17 protein-coding genes are annotated in these 22,057 nt (G+C 68.3%); 12 read left to right on the top strand and 5 right to left on the bottom strand.

Translation table 11 applies throughout. The features are described from left to right. The first annotated feature begins 145 nt into the window (after window positions 1-145). From KA248_11565 to KA248_11575, 3 genes are read left to right on the top strand one after another with little or no spacing between them, the layout of a single operon-like run. The gene (locus KA248_11565; protein MBP7830545.1) at window positions 146-1,255 is read left to right on the top strand and encodes a glycosyltransferase family 4 protein; all 1,110 of its coding nucleotides are present in this window, start codon (window positions 146-148) and stop codon (window positions 1,253-1,255) included. A 46-nt stretch (window positions 1,256-1,301) separates the two neighbouring features. Next, a complete protein-coding gene (locus tag KA248_11570; GenBank protein MBP7830546.1) occupies window positions 1,302-2,447 on the top strand; it encodes a glycosyltransferase family 4 protein in 1,146 nt (381 codons plus the stop codon). Next, entirely contained in the window at window positions 2,444-3,571 is a 1,128-nt protein-coding gene (locus KA248_11575) for a glycosyltransferase (GenBank protein ID MBP7830547.1), read from the top strand. The genes KA248_11570 and KA248_11575 overlap by 4 nt, the downstream gene beginning before the upstream one ends. Here KA248_11575 and KA248_11580 read toward each other — a convergent pair. Both KA248_11580 and KA248_11585 read right to left on the bottom strand, forming a co-directional pair. After that, window positions 3,568-4,377 (bottom strand): 4-hydroxy-tetrahydrodipicolinate reductase, encoded by an 810-nt coding sequence (locus KA248_11580; protein ID MBP7830548.1) that lies wholly within the window; start codon window positions 4,375-4,377, stop codon window positions 3,568-3,570. The two genes, KA248_11575 and KA248_11580, sit on opposite strands and share 4 nt — an antisense overlap. Before the next feature lie 94 nt (window positions 4,378-4,471). Continuing rightward, window positions 4,472-5,338: a 4-hydroxy-tetrahydrodipicolinate synthase gene (locus KA248_11585; GenBank protein MBP7830549.1), complete on the bottom strand. Its 867-nt coding sequence runs from the start codon at window positions 5,336-5,338 to the stop codon at window positions 4,472-4,474. Window positions 5,339-5,530: 192 nt separating this feature from the next. Here KA248_11585 and KA248_11590 point away from each other — a divergent pair, with 192 nt between their 5' ends. Continuing rightward, a complete protein-coding gene (locus KA248_11590) occupies window positions 5,531-7,015 on the top strand; it encodes a pyridoxal-phosphate dependent enzyme (protein ID MBP7830550.1) in 1,485 nt (494 codons plus the stop codon). A 129-nt stretch (window positions 7,016-7,144) separates the two neighbouring features. Next, a complete protein-coding gene (typA, locus tag KA248_11595; GenBank protein MBP7830551.1) occupies window positions 7,145-8,962 on the top strand; it encodes a translational GTPase TypA in 1,818 nt (605 codons plus the stop codon). Between the two features lie 17 nt (window positions 8,963-8,979). Here typA and KA248_11600 read toward each other — a convergent pair whose 3' ends face one another. Continuing rightward, complete coding sequence (locus KA248_11600; protein ID MBP7830552.1) at window positions 8,980-11,481, bottom strand: hypothetical protein; 2,502 nt, start codon at window positions 11,479-11,481, stop codon at window positions 8,980-8,982. Between the two features lie 214 nt (window positions 11,482-11,695). Here KA248_11600 and KA248_11605 point away from each other — a divergent pair, with 214 nt between their 5' ends. The 5 genes from KA248_11605 (at window position 11,696) to KA248_11625 (ending at window position 15,332) form a co-directional block, all read left to right on the top strand. Next, window positions 11,696-13,444, top strand: coding sequence for a threonine--tRNA ligase (locus KA248_11605; GenBank protein MBP7830553.1), 1,749 nt, complete (start codon window positions 11,696-11,698; stop codon window positions 13,442-13,444). 67 nt (window positions 13,445-13,511) lie between these two features. Next, complete coding sequence (gene infC, locus KA248_11610) at window positions 13,512-14,087, top strand: translation initiation factor IF-3 (protein ID MBP7830554.1); 576 nt, start codon at window positions 13,512-13,514, stop codon at window positions 14,085-14,087. A gap of 105 nt (window positions 14,088-14,192) precedes the next feature. Beyond that, entirely contained in the window at window positions 14,193-14,390 is a 198-nt protein-coding gene (rpmI, locus tag KA248_11615; protein ID MBP7830555.1) for a 50S ribosomal protein L35, read from the top strand. An 11-nt stretch (window positions 14,391-14,401) separates the two neighbouring features. Further along, window positions 14,402-14,758, top strand: a complete 357-nt coding sequence (gene rplT / locus KA248_11620; GenBank protein MBP7830556.1) for a 50S ribosomal protein L20 — start codon at window positions 14,402-14,404, stop codon at window positions 14,756-14,758. Between the two features lie 106 nt (window positions 14,759-14,864). Then, entirely contained in the window at window positions 14,865-15,332 is a 468-nt protein-coding gene (locus KA248_11625) for a hypothetical protein (protein MBP7830557.1), read from the top strand. A 96-nt stretch (window positions 15,333-15,428) separates the two neighbouring features. Here KA248_11625 and KA248_11630 read toward each other — a convergent pair whose 3' ends face one another. Continuing rightward, window positions 15,429-16,148 (bottom strand): YdcF family protein, encoded by a 720-nt coding sequence (locus tag KA248_11630; protein ID MBP7830558.1) that lies wholly within the window; start codon window positions 16,146-16,148, stop codon window positions 15,429-15,431. Continuing rightward, entirely contained in the window at window positions 16,145-17,611 is a 1,467-nt protein-coding gene (locus tag KA248_11635) for a trypsin-like peptidase domain-containing protein (protein MBP7830559.1), read from the bottom strand. Before KA248_11635 ends, KA248_11630 begins: the two co-directional genes overlap by 4 nt. Window positions 17,612-17,810: 199 nt before the next feature. Here KA248_11635 and pheS point away from each other — a divergent pair, with 199 nt between their 5' ends. Continuing rightward, window positions 17,811-18,824, top strand: a complete 1,014-nt coding sequence (gene pheS, locus KA248_11640; protein MBP7830560.1) for a phenylalanine--tRNA ligase subunit alpha — start codon at window positions 17,811-17,813, stop codon at window positions 18,822-18,824. Window positions 18,825-18,883: 59 nt separating this feature from the next. Next, window positions 18,884-22,030 (top strand): DNRLRE domain-containing protein, encoded by a 3,147-nt coding sequence (locus tag KA248_11645; protein MBP7830561.1) that lies wholly within the window; start codon window positions 18,884-18,886, stop codon window positions 22,028-22,030. Window positions 22,031-22,057 lie beyond the last annotated feature (27 nt).

Consider the following 22,057-nt stretch of genomic DNA (forward strand, 5'->3'; position numbering starts at 1 on the left):
TGATTCCTCCGTATCACCCATTCCACACATTGCAAGGTGTGGAATGGGGTTCCGGACACGGTGTGTCGGCGGCGGAAGGATTCGCCGTGCTGTCTCGCGGCCGTGCTTGACGCTGCGATTCCATGTGCGTCATGATCTCCGCCACATGATGAAAGTATGCGTGGATATCCAGGCGGCCGTTGCGCAGCGGGCCGGCGTGGGCCGCTATGCTAAATCCCTCGTCGAGCATCTCGGCCCGCTGGCCGGGAATGACGAGTTGTCGCTTTTCTATTTCGATTTCAAGGGAAGAGGAGATCCGTTTCCCGTGCCGAACGCGACACGGAAGGCGGTCCGCTGGTGCCCCGGGAGGCTCGTCCAGCAGGCGTGGAAGCGACTGGGGTGGCCCCCCTTCGACTGGTTCGCCGGCCGCGCGGAGGTCTACCACTTTCCCAATTTCATCATCCCGCCCCTGGCGCGCGGAAAGGCCGTCGTGACGATTCACGACCTCGCCTTCAAGCGGTTCCCGGAGACCACCGAGCGGCGCAACCTGGACCACCTGACTTCGCAAATCGGGAAGACCGTCGCACGGGCCGACGCCATCATCGCGGTCTCGGCCTTTGTGGCCCGCGAAATCCACGAACTGCTCGGGGTTCCCGCGTCGCGGATTTTTGCCATCCCGTCCGGAATGGCCGGCGCCTGGGCGGCGCCCTCCGCCGACTCCGTGACCGCGATGCGGCGCGAGTTTGGACTCGACCGCCCGTACCTGCTGACCGTCGGGACGCTCGAACCCCGCAAGAACGTCGCGTTTCTCGTGGAGGTTTTTGAGCGGATGAAGTTCGACGGCGACCTGGTGATCGCCGGGGCCCCGGGCTGGAAATACGAACCCATCCTCGATCGCATCCGGCGATCGGCCCGCGCGCCGCGCCTCCGGCACCTGCGTTACGTGGCGGAAAAGCACCTGGCTGCCCTCTATGCCGGCGCCGAGCTTTTTGTCTTCCCGTCGCTGTACGAAGGCTTCGGCTTTACTCCGCTGGAGGCCATGGCCTGCGGCGTTCCCGTCCTGGCCGCCGCCACGGGCTCCCTGCCGGAGGTCCTTGGCGTCGCGGCGGAAATTGTGCCCGGTTACGATGCCGCGGATTGGGCGGACCGGGCGGATCGTCTGTTGACTGATACCGCCCGCCGCGCGGAGTTGAAGGAACGGGGATTCCTGCAGGCGCGCCGCTTCAGCTGGGACGAAACGGCCCGGAAGACCTGGCAGGTATACCGCGGACTGTAGTCTTCCCTTTGCCGAGCGTTTTCTGTATGTCGGGAACCGGTGATTTATGCGCATTGGACTGGACGCGCGGTGGATTTTCCCGGAATTGAGCGGGATCGGGACCTACACGACGGAACTGATCCGCGAATTCGCCCGCCTGGAGACGGGGCACGAATTCGTGCTCATCTTCCGCGACCCGGCGATCCGCGACCGGGTCTGGAGCGCCGCGGGCCTGGAGGGGCATCCGCGCTTTCGCGGGCACATGGTTCCGTGGGGGGTGTTTTCCCCGTGGAGCCAACTGCGGCTGCCCGCCGTACTCCGCCGGCTGGAGATCGATGTCTTCCACTCGCCCAACTACATGATCCCGTTCCGGGCGTTTCCCCGGAACCGCGCGCACGCGGTGAAATGCGTCGCCACCATCCATGACCTGATCCCGTTGCTGTTTCCCGAGCATACGCCCCGGGCGCTGAAGACCCGGCTGTTCCCGCTCTTCAGGCGGGTGATGTTCGAGGTCGGCGCGCGGGCGGATGCCATCCTGACCGTCAGCGAGACCTCGCGCGCGGATATCCTGCGGAGCCTGCGCATCCCGGGCGAACGCGAAGGGCGCGTGCGCGCCGTGTACAACGGCGTGGCCCCGGAATACCGCCCCGCGTCCCGCCGGCCCGCGCCGCACAAAACCCTCCTCTGCGTCGGCCGCTTCGATCCCTATAAAAATGTCGGGGGGCTCCTGGAGGCCTTTGCCCGCCTCCGCGCTCGCGGCGGGCCGGACGTGCGGCTGCGGATCATCGGCCCGCCCGACCCGCGCTATCCCGAGGCGCCGCGCAAGGCGCGGGAACTCGGCCTGGAAGGCGCGGTGGAATGGGGCGGTTACGCCGGCGGGGCGGACCTGTTGGACGCGTACCAGCAGGCGGACGTCTTTGCGCTGCTGTCGCACTACGAGGGCTTCGGCCTGACCGTGCTCGAGGCGATGGCCTGCGGCACGCCCGTCGTGTGCAGCGATATCGGCGCGCTGCGCGAGGTGGCCGGCGACGCGGCGCGGCGGGTGGACCCCTGCGATCCGGAGGCCGTGGCGGACGCCTTGGGGCGGGTCATGACGGAGCCCGGCGTAGCGGAGGAGATGAGGCGCAAGGGCCTGGCGCGCGCGCGGGAATTCACCTGGGCGCGGACGGCCGCCGAGACCCTCCGCGTTTACGAGGAGGTCGCCCGGTCGTGAGCATGACCTCCCCCGTGGTTTTTCCGCCCGGTTGGCGCGACCTGCGTGTCGTGCTTTCCCACGACTGGCTCAACGGCATGCGCGGCGGCGAGCGGGTGCTGGAGTGGCTGTGCCGGGGCTTCCCCGGCGCGCCCGTCTACACGCTGCTCTGCAAGCCGGACGCGCTGTCCGACGTTATCCGCGCCCACCCCCTTCGCGCGAGCTGGCTGCAGCGCGTGCCCGGCATCCAGCGATGGTACCGGTATTTCCTGCCGCTGTTTCCGGGCGCCATCGAGCGCCTGCGCGCGCCGGACGCCGACCTGCTCGTCAGCACGAGCCACTGCGTGGCCAAGGGCTTGGTCCCGCCGGCCGGGGCCAAGCACCTGTGCTATTGCTTCACGCCGATGCGGTATGCCTGGGTGTTTTACGAGGAGTACTTCGGCGGCAGCCGGTGGAAGCGAAAGCTGCTGGAGCCGCGCCTCGCGAAACTGCGCGACTGGGACCGTCGCGCGTCGGACCGCGTGAACCGCTTCGTCACCTTGAGCCGGCACGTCCAGGACCGCATCCACCGCTTCTACGGCCGCGAATCGACCGTGGTCTACCCGCCGGCGGACACCGGCTTTTTCACGCCGGCCGCCGTCGAGCCCGGCGGCTTTGACCTGGTGGTTTCCGCCCTGGTGCCCTACAAGTGCCTCGATCTCGCCGTGCGCGCCTACACGCGGCTGGGGTATCCCCTCAAGATCGTCGGCACGGGCACGGAGTTCAACCGCCTGCGCCGGCTGGCGGGACCGTCCATCCAGTTCCTCGGTTGGCGCCCGGACGAGGAGGTTCGCGACCTGTACCGCCGCTGCCGGTTCCTGGTGTTCCCGGGCGAGGAGGATTTCGGCATCGTCCCGGTAGAGGCCCAGGCCTGCGGGCGGCCGGTGATCGCCTTCGCGCGCGGCGGGGCGCTGGAAACCGTGCGGGAGAACGTCACGGGCTTTTTCTTCAAGGAGCAGGCCGACGCCGCCCTTCTGGCCGCCGTCGAGGAAGCCGCCGCGCGCCGGTGGGATCCGGCCGCGATCCGCGCGCACGCGGAGCAGTTCTCCCCGCAGGCGTTCCTGGACGGGATGGATCGCGAGATCCGGCGCTGCCTGTCCGACTAAACGCCCAGCACGTCGCGCATGGAGTAGAGGCCCGGGGCCCGGCCCGCGAGCCACGCCGCCGCGCGCAGCGCGCCTCGGGCGAACGCCTCGCGGCTCGTCGCGCGGTGCGAAAGCTCGATGCATTCCCCGTCCGCCGCGAACAGGACCGTGTGGTCGCCCACGATGTCCCCGCCGCGCACGGCGTGGAACCCGATCTGCTCCGCCGGCCGCTCGCCGACCAGGCCGCTGCGCCCGTCCACGGCGGTCTTCTTCAGATCCCAGCCGTAGCCGGCCGCCGCGGCCTCGCCGAGGCCGAGGGCCGTGCCGCTCGGCGAGTCCTTTTTCTTCCGGTGGTGCCGCTCGATGATCTCGATGTCGTAGCCCTTGCCCTTGAGCGTCTCCGCGGCCTTCCGGACGAGGGCGAACAGGAGGTTCATGCCGAGGCTCATGTTGGGCGAGACGACGACGGGAATCCTCCGCGCCGCCTCCTCGACGGCTTTCTTCTCCTCGGTGCCCAAGCCGGTCGTGCCGATAACCAGGCCCTTGCCGGAGGCCGCGACGCGCGGGGCGTTGCCCGCGGTCCCGTGGTGCGCGCTGAAATCGATGACCGCATCGCAGCCCGGCAGCAGGGCCGCCAGGTCGGACGTGATCTTGATGCCGAGTTCACCGACGCCGGCGGCGAGGCCCGCGTCCTTGTCGCGATCCGGGCAGTCCCAGAGATCCACCGCGCCGAAAAGCTTCAGCCCCGGCTCCGCGCCGCCTTGCAGCAGGCGGATCATGATCTTGCCCATCCGTCCGCCGGCACCCACGATGACCACGTTACTCATAATGCCTCGGAGTTTTTTAACCACAGAGGACACGGAGGTCACGGAGGGGATAACCTCCGTGTCCTCTGCGCCCTCTGTGGTTCAATCTTCTTTCTTACAGCAGCTTCAACTGCTTCAAGGTTTCCCGCAGCGTCGCCTTGACCTTGTCCGACGTCTCGCACAGCGGCAGGCGGTAGGTTTCCTCGCACTGGCCCATCATGGCCAGGGCGGCCTTGACGGGGATGGGGTTCGTGTCGAGGAACAGGTCCGTGAACAGCCGGTAGTGCTGCCGGTGCAGCCGGCGCGCGGTCTCCCAGTCGCCCCGGAGCGCGGCGTGGACCATGTCCGCGACCGCCTTCGGCGCGACGTTGGAGGCGACGCTGATCACCCCGTGCCCGCCCACGACCATCATGGGCAGGGTGAGCGAGTCATCGCCCGAGAGCACGGTCAGGTTGCAGCGCCCTGCGATCTGGCTGACCCGGTCCACGCTGCCGCCCGCCTCCTTGATGGCGACGATCTTCGGGTGCTTCGCCAGTTCGACGACGGTGTCCACCGGGATCTCGCGGCCGGTCCGGCCGGGGATGTTGTAGAGCACCGTCGGCAAGCCGAGGTCGGCGACGGCCGTGAAATGTTTGATCAGCCCGGCCACGCTGGGCTTGTTGTAGTAGGGGGTCACCTGCAGCGTCCCGTCGGCGCCCGCGCCGATGGCGTGCCGGGTCAGCTCCAGCGCCTCGGCGGTGGAGTTGGCGCCCGTGCCCGCGATGACCTTGAGGCGGCCGGCGCCGGCCTGGATGCAGGTCTCGATCACCTTCTCGTGCTCCGCGAAATCGAGCGTCGGCGATTCGCCGGTCGTGCCGACGGGGACGATCCCGTCCACGCCGCCGGCGACCTGGCGCTCGATCAGGCCGCGGAGCTTCCCGTAATCCACGCCGCCGTCGCGTCCGAACGGCGTGACAATGGCTGTATAGGCGCCTTCAAACATAACATCCTCGTTGGTTGTCCGTCCCCGGGGGCGGTCCTTCCGCCGCCGGGGGTTGGTATAGTAGCAGGGGCGCGGCCCCCGGCAAGCGCGGAAAAGCCGGCCTATCCCGTGATGGACAAGCGGGGGGCAAGGGGCTACTGTGTCCGGTTGCCGCGCGAGGGGTGGGGCCTGAATGCCGCGGCGGAGAGAAACATGAAAATCATCGAATCCATCAACCGCGACGTTTTGAAGAAGTCCGTGCAGCGCGCCCGCGAACGCGGCGTCATCCTGCCGACCTTCGCGCAGCAGAGGAATCCGAACCTTGTGCCGCAGAAGATCGTGGACCGGCTTAAGAATATCGGGTTATGGGACATCAATCCCCTGAACCTTTTCCGTATCACGTGGAAGAACGAGCCGAAGGCGAAAGGCGGCGGGTTCGGCGAGGGCAACTGGGTCGAGTTCCCGCCGGAACTGACCGGCGTGCCGGCGAAGATCGTCGGGTTGGCGGGCAAGTTCTTCCCGACGGGCGCGCACAAGGTGGGCGCGGCATACGGTTGCCTGGTACCGCGACTGGTCTCCGGCAACTTCGACCCGACGACGCAGAAGGCCGTCTGGCCGTCCACGGGCAACTACTGCCGCGGCGGCGCCTACGACTGCGCGCTGCTGGGCTGCCCGGCGGTCGCGATCCTGCCGGAGGGCATGAGCCGCGAGCGCTTCGAGTGGCTGAAGCAGATCGGCACGGACGAGATCATCGCGACCCCCGGCACGGAATCCAACGTGAAGGAAATCTACGACAAGTGCTGGGAGCTGCGCCGCGAGCGCGGCGGCAAGATCGTGATCTTCAACCAGTTCGAGGAGTTCGGCAACTCGATCTGGCACTACAACATGACCGGCGGCGTGATCGAGGAGATTTACCAGAAGCACTACCGCACCGGCCGTAGCCGGCTGGCGGCGTACATCAGCGCCACGGGCTCGGCGGGGACGATCGCCGCGGGCGATTTCCTGCGCACGAAGCACCCGTTCCTGCGCGTGGTCGCCACCGAGGCGCTCCAGTGCCCGACGCTCTTCCAGTACGGGTTCGGCGCGCACCGGATCGAGGGCATCGGCGACAAGCACGTGCCGTGGATCCACAACGTGCGCAACACGGACGCCGTGGCGGCGATCGACGACGAGCAGGTGATGCAGATCCTGCGCCTGTTCAACGAGGCGGCGGGTCTGAAGTTCCTCGAGCAGCGCGGCGTGAAGCGCGGGGTGCTGGAGCGCCTGTCGTGGCTGGGCATCTCGTGCATCTGCAACCTCGTCGCGGCCATCAAGACGGCGAAGTACTACGACATGGGCCCGAACGACGTGATCTTTACGCCGCTGACGGATTCCATGGAGCTGTATGCCTCGCGGAAGCAGGAGATGGAGGAGCAGCACGGGAAATACGACGCGGTCAAGGCGGCGGTGCACTATGCCCGCTACCTGGAGGGCGCCGGCGTCGATTACTTCCGCGAGCTGACCTACTTCGACCGCAAGGCGCTGCACAACTTCAAGTACTTCACCTGGGTCGAGCAGCAAGGCCGGGACTCCGACGAGCTGCGCCGGCTGTGGGACGACGACTTCTGGAAGGAGCTCTTCGCCCAGGCGCAGGTGGACGAGTGGGACCGGCTCATCACCGAGTTCAACGACGCCACGGGCGTACTGAAGGCGATGTAGGGAATACGGCTCGCGGGGACGCTCGCCCTCCAATCCTCTCCCGCTCATGGAGGGCGAGCCTCCGGCGAGCCGTATGATCCGCATTCCGATTGTGTTTCCCCGCGAATCGCGTAGAGTGTCCCGCCTTTCATGAGCATCGCCATTCGAAATATCGGCATCATCGCCCACGTGGACCACGGCAAGACCACGCTGGTGGACGGCCTGCTGCGCCAGGCGGGGACCTTCCGCGACAACGAGGAGCTCGTCGAGCGGGTCATGGACTCGATGGACCTCGAGCGCGAGAAGGGGATCACCATCAAGGCCAAGAACGCCTCGATCGAGTGGGGCGGGGCGACGATCAACATCGTGGACACGCCCGGCCACGCGGACTTCGGCGGCGAGGTGGAACGCATCCTGACCATGGTGGACGGTGTGCTGCTGCTCGTGGACGCGGCCGAGGGCACGCAGGCCCAGACCCGCTTCGTCCTGCGCAAGGCGATCGAGCAGGGGCTGGCCGTCGTCGTCGTGCTCAACAAGGTGGACCGCCCGAACGCGAACGTCGCGCGCGTCCACGACCAGGTGCTGGAGCTCCTCCTCGAGCTGCACGCCAGCGAGTCCCAGTTCCACGCCCCCTTCCTCTATGCCAGCGCGCGCGACGGCTACGCCGTGCGCGACCTGGCGGACGAGCGGAAGGACATGACCCCGCTGTTCGAGACCATCTTGAGCCACATCCCCGCGCCGAAGGCCGACCCGGACGCGCCCTTCCGCATGGTGATCAGCAACCTCGACTGGAGCGACTACATCGGGCGCATCGCCATCGGCAAGGTGCTGGCCGGCTCGGCGAAGATGGGCGATTCGCTGGTGTGCATCCACAAGGACGGGAAGCGCGAGCGCGCGGCGATCACGCGGGTGATGACCTTCCGGGGCTTGAAGACGTCGGAGTCCGCGGTCGCCGTCGCGGGGTCGATCGTCGGCCTGGCGGGTTTCGAGGACGCGCACATCGGCGAGACGGTTTGCGACTCCGAGGAGCGCGAGCCCGAGCCGGTCCGGCAGATCGACCCGCCGACCATCCAGATGCAGTTCGGCGTCAACGACGGCCCGCTCTCCGGCCGCGAGGGCCGCTACCTGACCGCGCGGCACCTGCGCGAGCGCCTGGTCAAGGAGACCCGGCTGAACGTCTCGATCGAGCTGTACGACACGGAGCAGCCGAACTTCTTCGGCGTCCGGGCGCGCGGCGCGCTGCAGATCGCGATCCTCGCCGAGACGATGCGGCGCGAGGGCTACGAGCTGCTGGTCTCCCGCCCGGAGGTGATCTACCGCGAGGAGGGCGGCGTCCGGCAGGAGCCCTACGAGACCCTGTGGATCGAGACGCCCGACGACATCCTCGGCGACCTGCTGCAGCATCTCGCGGGCCGCCGGGCGATGGTGACGAAGATGGAGCACCACCCGCACGGCGTGCAGATCGAGGCCGAGGCGCCGACGCGCGGGCTGATCGGGCTCGAGAGCGCGCTGGCCAACCTGACGAGCGGCCGGGCGGTGATGAGCCGGCTGTTCAAGGGCTACGGGCCGGTCACCGGCGACATCCGCGCGCGCGGCGCGGGCGTGCTGGTATCCATGGAGGGCGGCGTGGCGACCTCGTACGCGCTGGACACGCTGCAGCTGCGCGGCCGGATGTTCATCGGGCCGGGCGAACAGGTCTACGAGGGCATGATCGTCGGCGACAGCGCCCGCAGCGGCGACCTTCCGGTGAATCCGACGCGGACCAAGCACCTGACGAACATCCGGGCGGCGGGCAAGGATGACGCGATCATCCTCGAGCCGCCCGTCGAACTGACGATCGAGAAGGCCATCGAGTTCATCGCCGCGGACGAGTACGTCGAGGTCACGCCGGGGCACATCCGGCTGCGCAAGAAGATACTCAACTCCATCCAGCGCAAGCGGGCCGGGCGGGCGGCGGCCGAGCTGTAGCGCGAAGGCCGCTCCGGCTATGGACCGGCGAGCGGCTCCGGGTTGCAGCGCAGGCGATAGAAGATGCCGGTGCCCGGGGTCACGGTATCCACCCAGTTGCTCTCCGGCCCGGTCGGGATGAACCGGTGCTGTTCGGTCCAGGCCCCGGGATCCGTCAAGGTCCGGGCGCGTTCCACGAGCGTGGTGGAATCCAGGATCAGGCGGGCCATGTCCACGCGGACCTGGCCGCTGCTTTCCCGGATGGCTGAAAACTCGGGCTCGGGATCCCAGGCCTCGCGGTAGAACAGGTAGGCCTTGCGGCCCTCCTGGACGTCCGTGCCGACGATCGCGTAGTCGTCCGAGAGGTCGCACCGCGAGCCGAACGCCTCGCTGGCCTCGAGGTCGCCGCCCTGCAGCCGGGCGAGCAGGTTCCAGTTGGTGCCGTCCTGCTTGAAGATGTACGCGCGGCTCGCCGGCGTGCCGTTGGCGCAGGCGAGGAGGTAGGGCTTCTTCAGCGCCACGGCGGAGCCGAAGTAGCCGTTTGTGAACGGTTCGGGCGCCGGGATGCGCAGTTTCTCCGTCCAGGTCGCTCCCGTGCGCTGGAAGAGATGGACAGCGCCGAACTGGTTGGTCGGCGCGTCTTCGGTGGGCGCGCCGCAGGCCGCCCAGTCGTCGTCGATGTCCACGGCCGAGCCGAGTTGCATGAAGAACGACGGCGCGGCCGCCGCGATGCGCTGCTCGAAGTTCCAGTTGGTGCCGTCGGTCGCGTAGATGTACGCCGCGCCGGCGCCCAGGTGCGGGCCCTCGTACTCGTTCGGCGCGCCGAAGATGGCCCGCGTGCCGTCGAAGCCGATGTCCCAGCCGAACTGGCCCGTGTCCATGGCAGGATCGGGCAGGGTGGGGCCTTCCACCCAGTTCGTGCCCGCGCGGCGGTACGTCACGACCTTGCCGTCCGCGCTGTCGAAGAACGGAGCCCCCACCAGCACCTGCCGCCCGTCGGTCTCGATGGCGGCGCCGAACTCCTGGTCGGCTTCCTCGCCGGAATCCGTCAGCTTGGCCTGCTGGAGCCAGTTGGTGCCGTCGAACCAGTACACGTAGGCGGCGCCCACCTTGCCGCCCGCGCCGTTGGTCGCGCCCTTCGCGCCGACGGCGGCGTAGTCGCCGGCCAGGGCCGCGCCCGAGCCGAAGTCCATGCCGTTCGTGTCGTCGCCGGGGATCAGTTGCGTGTCCGAGAGCCAGTACTGGCCGGTGTGGACGAAAACCCCCGCGTAGCCCCAATCCTGCGGCACGCTGCCCCCTTCCGCGCCGACGAGGGCCCGCTCGCCGTCCACCGCGACGCCCGAGCCGATGGACCTCAGGCCCCTGGAGGTCGCGATCCGCCCGCTCTGGCGATTGCGGTCCTGCACCGGCAGCATCCAGGCCGCGCCGGCGTTTTCGCCGAGCGCATCGTCGTCGTCATGTCCGGTCAGGATGTTCCAGCGGTGTACCGCCAGGCGCGTGTCGGAGAGGTTCCAGTCGTCGGCGGAACTACCCACATAGATTTGCTTGAGCCAGTTGGTGCCGCTGCGCTTCCAGAGGATGGCGTGCTCGCCGCCGCCGACGACGGCGTAGGGATCGGTCAGGGCGACATCCTCGCCGTAGAAGTCAAACCGGCCGTAGATATCCGGCAACCCGGTGTGGAGCAGCCAGCCCGCGCCGTCCAGCCGGTACAGGTAAGCTCCCTGGAATCCGTCGTGGCGGAGCCCGACGATCGCCCAGCCGCCGCTGATGTCCACCGCGCCGCCGAAGAAGTCGTTCAGGTCGTCGTCGGGACTGTTCAGCACCGCCACCTCGCTCCACACGGTTCCGCTGCGATGGAAAAGGTAGGCGCCGCCCGTGAAGTTGCTGCGGCCGGTGGCCCCGACGATGGCGTACGGATCGTCGATCGCGACGGCGTGGCCGAACCAGTCCCCGTTGGCCCCGTCGGACGGCGTGAGCGTGGCCTCGGGAGCCCACAGCAGGCCGGTCCGTTTGAACACATGCGCCGCGCCCGTGCCGACGCCCGCGGCGTTGGTGCCCAGGCGGGCGCCGACGATGGCGTAATCGCCGTCGATATCTGCGGCCTCGCCGAACGACGAGAACTGGCCGCCGTCGGTGAGCGCGGCCTGTTCCGTCCACGTCGTACCGGAGCGAACGAAGACGTAGGCCTTGCCGGCGAAGTCGGGAAAGATCGGACGGGTGGCCCCGACGATGGCCGAATCGCCCGAAAGGGCCACGGCCTGGCCGAAGCCGTCGTTGGGCGCGCCGTCCGACGCCGCCACGCGGTCGCGCTCGACCCAGTTCGTGCCGTCCCACTGGTGGAAATAGGCCGCCCCCGCGTTTTCGGCCTGCTTGTGCGCCCCGACGACGGCCCACTCGCCGTCCACGTCCACGTCGCAGCCGAAATTATCGTTGGTCGTGCCGTTCGAGGCCGTGATTTTTTCCTTGTAGCGCCAGTCCACGGCGGCCGCGAAGCTCGCGCACAGCAGAAAGACCAGTCCCGCGATCCCAAGTCTGTTCATGCCGACCCCCTCCTTTTTCTTTCAGCAGGGCCTTTCCGGCCCGGTGGAAAAAACCGCCTGCCCGCACTCCTCTTGACGGCACCTTGGCAAAAAGAGGGGAGGGAGTCAAATCCCGGGTGAGGCGGGCAGCTCGGACGGCGGGTTGACAGGCCCGGGCCGCATCGGGTAAGTTGCGCCGTGTACTGCGGTAAAGAAAGGAATGAATCGAGCCTGAATGAAGGATGAGAGTCTGTCCCCCCTGGACACCATGCGCCACAGCGCGGCGCATGTCATGGCGGCGGCGGTGTGCCGCCTTTTCGAAAACGTCCAGCTCGATATCGGTCCCGCCACCGACGACGGTTTCTACTACGACTTCGACCTCCCGCACCGCCTTGCGCCCGAGGACTTTCCGCGGATCGAGGAGGAGATGCGGAAGATCATCGCGGAGAACCATGCCTTCGAGCGCCTCGAGGTCTCGCGCGCCGAGGCCGAGCGCCTGATCCGGGAGCGCGGCCAGCACTACAAGGTCGAGCGCCTCGCGGATATCCCCGAGGGCCAGCCGATCACGTTTTTCCGGAGCGGCGACTTCATCGACCTCTGCCGCGGCCCGCACCTGCCCTCGACCGGCGGGATCAAGGCCATCAAGCTGCTTTCCGTCGCGGGCTCGTACTACCGCGGCCGCGAGACCAACCCGATGCTCCAGCGCCTGTACGGCACGGCGTTCGAGACGGAAAAGAACCTGGAATTCTATCTCAAGCAGATCGAGGAGGCCAAGCGCCGCGACCACCGCGTGCTCGGCCGGGACCTGGACCTGTTCAGCATGCAGGAGGCGGTCGGGCCGGGCCTGATCCACTGGCACCCGCGCGGGGCGCGCATCCGTTCGATCATCGAGGAGTTCTGGAGGCAGGAGCATTTCCGGAACGGCTACGACCTGCTCTACACGCCGCACATCGGCCGCAGCGGGCTGTGGGAGACCTCCGGGCACCTCGGGTTCTACCGCGAGAGCATGTACGCGCCGATGAAGATCGACGAGGTCGAGTACTTCATCAAGCCGATGAACTGCCCGTTCCACATCCAGATCTACAAGACGCACAAGCGCTCGTACCGCGACCTGCCGCTGCGCTGGGCGGAGCTGGGCACGGTCTACCGCTACGAGAAGGCCGGCGTGCTCGCCGGGCTCTTCCGCGTCCGCGGCTTCACCCAGGACGACGCGCACATCTATTGCACGCCCGACCAGGTCGAGGCCGAGGTCCTGCGGGCCATGCAGTTCGCCATCCGCATGTGGAAGACCTTCGGGTTCTCCTCGATGTCGGCGTACCTCTCGACGCGGCCGGACAAGGCCGTCGGCGAGCCGGAGCGCTGGGAGCAGGCGACGCGCTCGCTGGAGCAGGCGCTGAAGGAGGCCGGCGTCCCGTACGAGGTGGACCCCGGCGGCGGGGCGTTCTATGGGCCGAAGATCGACATGCGCGTCAAGGACGCCATCGGCCGCGAGTGGCAGATGAGCACGATCCAGTTCGACTTCAACCTGCCCGAGCGGTTCGACATGGCCTACACGGGCGCGGACGGCAAGGACCATCGGCCCTACATGGTCCACCGCGCGCTCTTCGGCAGCATCGAGCGGTTCTTCGGTATCCTGACCGAGCACTATGCCGGGGCGTTTCCGCTCTGGCTGGCGCCCGAGCAGGCGCGCGTGCTGCCGCTGACGGACAAGCAGACGGACTACGCCCGCTCGGTGGCCGTCGCGCTGCGCGACGCGGGCTTCCGCGTCGGCCTGGACGAGCGGCCGGAGAAGCTGGGCGCGCGCATCCGCGACGCGCAGTTGATGAAGATTCCCTACATGCTCGTCGCCGGCGGCCGGGAGGCCGAGGCGAAGACCGTCGCGGTGCGGAGCCGGACGGAGGGCGACCGCGGGGCGGTGGACCTCCCCGCGCTGATCGCGATGTGGAAGGCCGAGGAGGACAGCCGGGGCCCGGCCCCGGGGTGAGCGAAGCACAGGCGCGGAGAAACAACCAGGGGCCCGGCGGGGCCCCGTTAAAACGCAGGAGGCCGCTATTCAGACATTCGTTCGCGTAAACAACCGGATCCGGGTGCCCGAGGTGCGGTGCATCGGGCCGGACGGCCAGCAAATCGGCGTCATCACCACCCGCGAGGCCTTGGAACGGGCGTCCCGGGAAGGCATGGACCTGGTGGAGATCTCGCCCAACGCGCAGCCGCCCGTCTGCCGGATCATGGACTACGGCAAGTACAAGTACGAGCAGGAGAAGAAGGACAAGCAGGCGCGCCGCCACCAGTCGGCGACCCGGGTCAAGGAAATCCAGTTCCACCCGAACGTCGGCGACCACGACTACCAGACCAAGGTGCGCCACACCCGCGAATTCCTCCAGGAGGGCCACCGCGTGAAGATCGGCCTGTTCTTCCGCGGACGCGAACGCGCCCACGAGGAGATCGGGTTCAACGTGATGAACCGGGTCCTGAAGGATTGCCAGGACCTCGGGACGCCGGAGCAGATGCCCCGCTTCATCGGCCGGGCCATCTTCATGCTCCTGTGCCCGAAGCCCGGGGCCAAACCCCGGGGCGCGGAGGCCAAGCCGGCCCCCGCGGCGCTGGCGGTTTCGCCCGCACAATAGGACTGGACTCCCGGATCGTTCTCGCGTATAAACCCCCGCTTTCCTGCTTGGAAGCGCCGGGGACGGAAGGGCGCGCGCGCCGGGCGGACGAACATCGAGGGTATTATGGCCGGAAAATATAAAACCAGGAAGGCCGTCGCGAAGCGGTTTCGCAAGACCGCGGGCGGCGTCATCAAGCACGCGTGCGGCAGCCGGAGCCACCTGCTCGGCCACAAGAGCCGCAAGCGCAAGCGCCAGTTGCGCGCCGGGAGCACCGTCTCGAGCGCCGACTACGGCCGGATCAGCCGCAGCCTGCCTCTCTAAGGAGAACGACCATGTCCAGAGCCACGAACGCGCCGGCCTCGCGCCGGAGAAGGAAACGCCGCCTGGGTCTAGCCAAGGGATTTTACGGCGGGCGCAGCAAGCGCTTCCGCATGGCCACCGAGGCCGTGGACCGCGCCATGGTCCAGGCCACCAAGCACCGCAAGCTCCGCAAGCGCGAATTCCGCAACCTGTGGATCGTCCGCCTGTCCGCGGCCTGCCGCGAACTCGGGATGACCTACAGCCGGTTCATCGAGGGCGTCACCAAGGCCGGCATCCGGCTCAACCGAAAGATGCTCTCCGAGATCGCCATCCGCGACCCGGACGGGTTTGCCTCCATCGTGGACATGGCCAAGAAGCAGTTGGCCTGATCCCGGAACGGCTCGCGGGAAAAAGGCTCGCGGGGACGCTCGCCCTCCATCTAACATTGAATAGCGAACTGGAGGGCGAGCGTCCCCGCGAGCCGAAGAACCAAGCATGAGCCCGGGCCATCCTGAACGGCATCACCCGGTGCATCCGCCGCCCGTGGAGCGGCACAACATCCCGGTTATTCTGTTCCTGACGTTGGCCGTGAAGCCCCGCGGCCCGCACCTAGCCCATGGGGCCTTCCACGACGCCTTCCTGGCCGGCGTCCGTGCGGCCAACGCATGGAGCGTCGGATTCTATGTGATCATGCCCGATCACCTTCACTTGTTCTGTACCCCCGCGACGATACCTTCCATTGGAATCAAGCCGTGGTCGTCCTACTTGAAGCGCTGTATTACCGGGAGCCTGGAGGCTCGCAGGTGGAGGTGGCAAGCCGATGGATGGGATACGCAGATGCGAAGCCGCGAGCACTACGAGGAGAAAAGGGCCTATGTTCGCATGAATCCCGTGCGCGCCGGGTTGGTGGAGCGGCCGGAGCTATGGCCCTGGCAGGGCGAGTTGAGCGAGATCCGGTGGTGATGGGCGGCTCGCGTACGGCTCGCGGGGACGCTCGCCCTCCATCTAACATTGAATAGCGAACTGGAGGGCGAGCGTCCCCGCGAGCCGAAGGAGCGGTCAGATCCAACCCTTCGCCCAGTAATATGCCAGCGCGGCCAGTTCGCGAAGCGACCGGCCAAGGTACCCGAGCTGGTTCCAGAATTCGTATCGCAGCGGCGAGTCGCTCTCGATGTGCACGGGCAGCCGCGCCTCGCCGCCCAGTTCTTCCCGGCCGTAGGCCAGGGCCGAATCGAGCGATTCGCCGTAGACGGCCGAGCCGGCGATGGCCGTGAGCCCCGCCCTTCGAAACGCCGCCAGGCTGCGCCTCAAGTGCTCCGGCGAGGTCACCAGCAGCACGGGAACGTCGGGCGGGTCCTCCTCCAGCAGGCGCCGCACGTTCAGCGCCTGCTCGCGCGTGTTCCGGCCTTCGGGCTCGATGAGGATGCGTTCGGCCGCGATCCCGCGTAAAACCAGTTCGGCCTGCATGCGGCCCGTACCGCTGGACGCGAATTCGCCCTCGACCGGCAGGGCCAGAATCACCGCCGCGCCGGGGAAGCGCCGGGCCTCCTCCGCGGCCCGGTAGGTGCGCATCAACCCCGACTCGCTCGGGATGCCGCCGCCGCCCAGGACCACGATGTACCGCGGGTCGGCGGCCAGCGTGAACTCGTCGGACCCCAGCCAGCGATAGCAGCGCCACGGCAGCGACGTGAATCCCAGCAGCAACACGGCCCAGGCCGCCGCGCCCGGCCCCGCCAGCGCCGCAAACAGGACCCGCCGAAACCGGGGAGCGGAGATCATGGGGCCGGCGTCGCCAGGTCCAGGGACCGGTCCTGCGGGATCCGGTAGGTTTCCAGTATCCGCGGGCCGGTCCGCTCCGCCTGCTCCCGGTCCAGCACGAGCTTCTGGCCCCACTCGTTCTCCAGGACGATGAACGGATCGTCCGCCGCGCCCTCGATCCGCCCGATCAGGTGCTTCAGGTTCCGGACCTTCTCGCCGTTGACCGTTTCGACGGTCCACGACGACACGGTGTGGTAGCCCTCGTTGACATCCGCGGCCAGGACGCGCAGCGCGAGCACGACCTCGTCCTGCTCGGGGGTCACCATGTTGAAGCCCAGGCGGGCCACAAGGTCGCGCGGGGCCTTCTCGTACCAGTTGCCGCCCCACGCCTGCAGCAGGTTGACCGTCAGCGGGCTGAACACGATGCCGCCGTAGATGTAGTAGGTGGGCAGGATGTCGTACTGGTCGAGCGGCACGAGCCAGTCCTGCTCCATGCGGCTGGTCAGCCGGACCTGCACGGGCAGGACCTCCCCGTCCCGCAGGATTTCCAGGTTGGCGGTTTCCTCGAGCTGGTGCTGCTGGATCCAGTAGGACACGCTCGTCCGCTCGCGCGGGCGGTATTCGACCGTCCCGTCGTTGGCGATGGCGTGGCCGTCCACCGAGAGCAGCACGTCGCCCTCGCGCAGGAGGGCCTCCGTCGGCGAGCCGTGGGCGATCCGGACGATCAGGACGCCCGTCCGGTCGTCCGGCAGCTTGTACTTCTTCCGCAGGCCGGGATTCTCCATGTCCTCCAGCATCAGGCCGAGGCTGGGGATCCCGTCGCGCCGCCCGTCCTCCAGATCCCGGAGGAGGTGCTGGATGACGGGGGCGGGGACAAGGTACCCGATGTTGTCGGCCTGCCGCATGGCCTGCATGGCCACGCCCACGATCCGGCCGTCCACGACCGCCGGGCCGCCGCTGTTGCCGGGGTTGATCGCCGCGTCGATCTGGATGGCCAGCAGGTTGCAGGAGCTGTGCGTGTAGTTCTGGTGCTCGATGCGCGAGACCACGCCTTTCGTGATGCTCAACGTGTCGCCGCCCATCGGGAACCCGTAGACCAGCACCTCCTGCTGCGTCCGCGGCAGCTCGCCGAACTCCAGCGGCTCGACCCCCTCGAAGAACGCGGGATCATCCACGGCCAGCAGCGCCAGGTCCGCGTCGTGGGCCACCGCCAGGACGCGGGCGACGTAGCGCCGGGCCTCGCCGTTCCGCCGGACCTGGATGAACGTCTGGTCGCCGACGACGTGCGCGTTGGTCAGGATCCGCTTGCCCGGGATCACGCAGCCCGAGCCGGTGGAGGAGAACGGCCCGCGCATGCTCCACGGGTTGAAGTAGTCCGGCGTGTTGTGCACCGTGTAGATCTTCACGATCGAGTCGCGCACGTCGCGGGCGGCGGCGGAGGCGGCGAGCACGAGGAACAGCAGGAGGCGGAGGCCACGCTTCATGGGGGTCCTTTTCGGGTTTCTGTTTTAGTCCGCGGATCGCGCGTCGGCGTTCATTATGGCGCGCCCGGCGGTTTTTTCCAATGTTTGGAAAAAAATACTGCTTTTTTCCCAAACATTGGAAAAAATGGGCGAAATTTTTCCAATGTTTGGAAAAATCGGCAAAAAAATTTCCAATGCTTGGAAAAACGGGGCGGACGGCATGACGATCGAAGAAATCAGGAAGATCCGGGACGAGGCGCTGGCGGACGCGGACGCCGCGGCGGACGCCGCCGCCGTCGAGGCGGTGCGCATCAAGTATCTCGGGCGGAAGGGGCTCCTGCCGAGGGTCATGGAGAGCCTCAAGGACCTCGCCCCGGCCGACCGCCCGGAGGCGGGCAAGCTCTCGAACGAGCTCAAGAACGGCCTGGCCGCCCGGCTCGAGGCGCGCAAGCAGTCGCTGCAGCAGGCCGCCCCCGTCCGCGCCGCGGGGCTGGACTGGTCGCTGCCCGGCCGGTGGCGCGGGCTGGGCTCCCGGCATCCCGTCAGCCTCGTCATCGCGCGGGCCGCGGAGATCTTCCGCTCGCTCGGATTCACCGTCGCCGACGGGCCGGACGTGGAGACCGAGTATTACAACTTCGACGCGCTCAACACGCCGGGCGACCACCCGGCGCGCGACTCGCAGGACACGTTCTATTTCTCCTCCGGCCAGCTGCTGCGCACGCAGACCTCGCCCGTGCAGATCCGCGTGATGGAGAAGCAGAAGCCGCCGGTCCGGATCATCGCGCCCGGCCGGTGCTACCGCCGCGACACGACGGACGCGACGCACAGCGCCAATTTCCACCAGATCGAGGGGCTGTACGTGGACCGGAATGTTTCCATGGCCGACCTCAAGGGCGACCTGACGCACTTCGCCCGGCAGATGATGGGGCCGGACGTGCGCGTGCGGTTCCGGCCGCATTTCTTCCCGTTCACCGAGCCGAGCGTCGAGTACGACTTCTCGTGCCACGTCTGCGGCGGGAAGGGCTGCCGGGTGTGCAAGGACAGCGGCTGGATCGAGATCTCCGGCGCCGGCATGGTCAATCCCAAGGTCTTCCGCGCGGTCGGGTACGACCCGGACGAGGTCTCCGGCTACGCCTTCGGCATGGGCGTCGAGCGCATCGCGATGATCCTCTACGGCATCCCGGACATCCGGATGCTCTACGACAACGACGTCCGGTTCCTGGCCCAGTTCTAAACCGCTTTGGCTTGACGCGCCCTCCCGGCGGGGGGATAAAAACGGCTGGGGAGGGCGTCATGTGTTCACGAAACGTCATCCGCTGGTTCGCCATCGCCGGGGTCTGCGCGGCTGTCGGGTTCCCCGCCTTCGCCGCCCGGCTGATCCTGCAGCAGGGCCTCAACGGGTACGCGGGCTCGGGCGACACGTGGCTGGACGAGAGCGCGACGCGCGACAACTACGGCGGCGACTCCAAGCTGACGGTGAAATACAACAGCGGGCCCAAGTCGGATTGCGCCCTGGTCCGGTTCACCCTGCCGGCGGTGTCCCATGACGCCGTGTCGTCGGCGATCCTGGAGCTGTTCTACGTGGAGGCGGTCAGCATGGTCTCGGGGAACGCCATGGGGCTCAAGCCCTATCGCGTGAACGCGGGCCGGAACTGGTTCGAGAACACGCGGAACGGCCAGTCGGGCGAGGGGGCCAGTTGGCGCTATTTCGGCCGGGACGAAGTGGAGACGAATAAGTGGACGTCTGAAGACGGCGGGTGGCAGGACAAAACCGACGACGGCAACAGCAGCAACCTGATCAAGGAAGCCGGGGGCAGCGTGCCGGGCGCGATCGAGCCGAACCACTGGGTGCCGTTCGAGGTCCGGCGGAGCGTGACCAACTGGCTGGGCGGCGCGCCGAACAACGGGCTCGTCGTGTTTTCATGCAGCTTCGAGGGGAGCGGGTACGTCGTTTCCGGCGAGTTTGCCTCCCGCGAAACCAACAGCGCGGCGCTCCGGCCGAAGTTGAGCCTCCAGTACCAGGGCGCGCAGATCGCCTGGACGGGCAAGGTCAGCGGCGCGTGGGACACGGCGGCGACGAACTGGTCCGTCGGCGGCTGGCCGGGGCAGTACGATAACGGGGATCACGTCCGCTTCACCGATGCGACGGCCCAGACCAACATCGCGATGGCCGCCGGGCTGACGCCCGCCTCGGTGACGGTCAGCAACGTCGCCCGGTCGTTCGCGTTTTCCGGCGGCCCGCTCGGCGGGACCGGCCTCGTGCTCAAGGCCGGGGCGGGGATGCTGACCTTGGCCGCGAGCAACTCGTACGGCGGGCCGACCCTCGTCGTCGGCGGGATCCTGGTCGCGGCCAGCAACGGCGCCCTGGGCTCGGTGGCGGCGGGGACGGCCGTGGGCAGCGGCGCGGTCCTGCGGCTGCAGGGCAGCGTCTCCTATGCGGCGCCCGAGCCCCTGGACCTGGCGGGGACCCTGGAAGGAATCACGGGCAGCAACACCTGGGCCGGACCGGTATCGCTGACGGGGCCGGCCACGTTGAGCGCGACACCGTTTGCGACGTTACACGTGGAAGGCTCCATCGGCGGGGCGGAGGGCGTGGTGATCTCCGGGGGCGGCGTGGTTTCCATCGGCGGAACGGGGAGCAGCAGCTACGCCGGCACCACCGCCGTCCATTCGGGGACCCTGAATCTCGGGCGCGGCACCGGGCCGGCCGTCCCGGGCGCGCTGGTAATCGGCGGGGAGGAGGCGGCCACCGCGCGGGTGGGGTGGATGAACCAGTTGGCGGCGACGAATCCCGTTCGGGTGCGGGAATTCGGCGTCCTGGATCTGAACAGCTTCGGGCTATTCAACCCGCTCGGGCAGCTTCGCTGGCGCGGCGGGGCCGTCAGTTCCGGGAACGGGCCCATGAATCTGGTCACCGACGTCGTCGCCGAAGCGTCGGCGGAGTCCGCGGGGCTGGCGGGCTTCGTGAGCCTGGGCGCGACCGACCGGGTGTTCCAAGTCGAAAATGGAGTGGCGGAGAACGACATGGTCGTGACGGCCATGCTGAACGCTGGAGGAATCCATAAAATGGGCGCCGGGCGTCTTTGGCTGGACACCAACAACAGCTTTGAGTCACCCATGCGGATCGCGGAGGGCGAGATCATATCGGGGGCGGATCAGGCGTTAGGGCTGGGCCCGGTGTTCCTGGGCGAGGGGAGCGCCGTCGCCGCGGGGCTCTACCTGGGCGGGAACAACCGGTTGACCAACAGCCTGGAAATCTCGGCGGGCGACCGGACCCTGGGCACGCTGTCCGGCGTCGCGACGGGGGCCTGGGCCGGGCCGGTGGCCCTGGCCGGGCCGCTGACGTTGAAGGCGGCCGCGGCCAGCCGGCTGGTGATCGAGCAGGGCGTGGCGGGCGCCGCGGGATCGGTGACGGTGACAGGCGGCGGCGTGGTGGAGTTGCACGGAGCCGGGACCTATACCGGCGGGGCCACCGTGATAGGCGGCACGTTACGGGCCTGCAGCGGCTCGGGATCGGCCACGGGCGATGGGGCGGTTCAAATCCAGGCCGGCGGCACATTGGGGGGGACGGGCTGCGTGCAGGGGCCCGTCACGCTGACCGTGGGCGCCACGTTGGACCCGGGTGGCTCGGCCGGCCTGCTGGCGATCAGCAACCGCGTCGCGCTGGGCGACGGCAGCCGGTTTAGGGTGGACGCGGACGGGGGCGGGTATGATGCCGTGGATCTCCGGCGGGGCGGGGCGCTCGATCTGGCGCCGGCCGCGCAACTGCTCGTGTCGGGAACGCTTTCGGGGACGGACACCTGCGCGATCGTTCGCGGGGCGACGCGGGTTGACGGGACCTTTTTGGGGCTGCCCTCCGGGACGGCGCTGCCGCCGCCCAACGAAAACTGGTTCATTCATTATACGCCCGCGGGCATCTACCTGGGCCGGAATCCCAATCCCCTGTGGTATTTCCGGGGATGGGCCCACGAGGGGCAGGCGCTGTTGAGTTGGCGGACGCCGGTCGAACTGGATGTCCTGGGCTATGACCTGTACCGCGACGAGGGCGGCGCGTGGGTGAAGGTCAACGTCGATCCGATCCCGCCGGGGGATCCGAACGGCGCGGCGTATGTGTTCGCGGACCCCGCGATGGGCCCCGGCATGTCGGGTCGCTACCGGCTGGTCGAGCTGCACGAAGGCGGCCTGTCGAACGAACTGGTGGACTGCACGCGCGAGTTCACGGAGCTGGCCTTCACGGCGGGCCCGCGGCCGGCCGGCGGCGGGCTGGAGCTACGGTGGCGAAGCCGCGAGGACGAGACGTACTGGCTGGAGCGGGCGGCCGATCCCGCGGGCGACTATGTCCCGGTGGCCGGCCCTCTGCCCGCGACGCCGGGGGAAAACACGTACACCAATCCGCCCGACGCCTTCCGCGGCTTCTATCGCGCGGTGATGCACCCGTAGGCCCGCCCGCGCCGAGGTCCGGATGCG

This window comes from Kiritimatiellia bacterium (assembly GCA_018001225.1).
Taxonomy (GTDB): domain Bacteria; phylum Verrucomicrobiota; class Kiritimatiellia; order CAIQIC01; family JAGNIJ01; genus JAGNIJ01.

What these genes read in the sequence shown, in the direction of transcription:
- KA248_11565 (MBP7830545.1), top strand. Translation starts at nt 146, where the DNA reads ATGATGAAAGTATGCGTGGATATCCAGGCGGCCGTTGCGCAGCGGGCC.
- KA248_11570 (MBP7830546.1), top strand. Translation starts at nt 1,302, where the DNA reads ATGCGCATTGGACTGGACGCGCGGTGGATTTTCCCGGAATTGAGCGGG.
- KA248_11580 (MBP7830548.1), bottom strand. Translation starts at nt 4,377, where the DNA reads ATGAGTAACGTGGTCATCGTGGGTGCCGGCGGACGGATGGGCAAGATC.
- KA248_11585 (MBP7830549.1), bottom strand. Translation starts at nt 5,338, where the DNA reads ATGTTTGAAGGCGCCTATACAGCCATTGTCACGCCGTTCGGACGCGAC.
- KA248_11590 (MBP7830550.1), top strand. Translation starts at nt 5,531, where the DNA reads ATGAAAATCATCGAATCCATCAACCGCGACGTTTTGAAGAAGTCCGTG.
- typA (MBP7830551.1), top strand. Translation starts at nt 7,145, where the DNA reads ATGAGCATCGCCATTCGAAATATCGGCATCATCGCCCACGTGGACCAC.
- KA248_11600 (MBP7830552.1), bottom strand. Translation starts at nt 11,481, where the DNA reads ATGAACAGACTTGGGATCGCGGGACTGGTCTTTCTGCTGTGCGCGAGC.
- KA248_11605 (MBP7830553.1), top strand. Translation starts at nt 11,696, where the DNA reads ATGAAGGATGAGAGTCTGTCCCCCCTGGACACCATGCGCCACAGCGCG.
- rpmI (MBP7830555.1), top strand. Translation starts at nt 14,193, where the DNA reads ATGGCCGGAAAATATAAAACCAGGAAGGCCGTCGCGAAGCGGTTTCGC.
- rplT (MBP7830556.1), top strand. Translation starts at nt 14,402, where the DNA reads ATGTCCAGAGCCACGAACGCGCCGGCCTCGCGCCGGAGAAGGAAACGC.
- KA248_11625 (MBP7830557.1), top strand. Translation starts at nt 14,865, where the DNA reads ATGAGCCCGGGCCATCCTGAACGGCATCACCCGGTGCATCCGCCGCCC.
- KA248_11630 (MBP7830558.1), bottom strand. Translation starts at nt 16,148, where the DNA reads ATGATCTCCGCTCCCCGGTTTCGGCGGGTCCTGTTTGCGGCGCTGGCG.
- KA248_11635 (MBP7830559.1), bottom strand. Translation starts at nt 17,611, where the DNA reads ATGAAGCGTGGCCTCCGCCTCCTGCTGTTCCTCGTGCTCGCCGCCTCC.
- pheS (MBP7830560.1), top strand. Translation starts at nt 17,811, where the DNA reads ATGACGATCGAAGAAATCAGGAAGATCCGGGACGAGGCGCTGGCGGAC.
- KA248_11645 (MBP7830561.1), top strand. Translation starts at nt 18,884, where the DNA reads ATGTGTTCACGAAACGTCATCCGCTGGTTCGCCATCGCCGGGGTCTGC.